The following is a 263-nucleotide window of genomic DNA, read 5'->3' as shown; positions in this document are numbered from 1 at the left end:
CTGTTCTGCGCTTTCAGATATAGATTATCTCCCTCTTGCAGCAGCTTTTTGAGCGAAGCCTCACGATGCAGCGCAAGTTTTGCGACAACAAAGTCACCTGATTTCGGAGGTCGAGCCGGGTCTACAAAAATGATCTCATTTTCGAAAAACTCGTTCTCCATACTGCTTCCACGCACGGGGAGAGCATAAGTAGAAGCACTGCAAGGATATGGCCAAGCCAGCCAATCCTCTGCGTCGGCAGGTGCAATTTGTTCGTTCGGGTC

At 49.8% G+C, this 263-nt stretch carries 1 protein-coding gene; it reads right to left on the bottom strand.

The genetic code is table 11. From position 1 onward, the window contains the following. Positions 1-221 (bottom strand): LexA family protein (locus ACZ3GY_RS24210; RefSeq protein ID WP_465912310.1); only part of this gene is annotated, 221 nt, incomplete at its 3' end. Positions 222-263 lie beyond the last annotated feature (42 nt).

The organism is Pseudomonas sp. PME37.24/006, from assembly GCF_055556635.1.
Note: the sequence above shows the minus strand (reverse complement) of the source record. Positions and strands in the feature narration are given on the sequence as shown.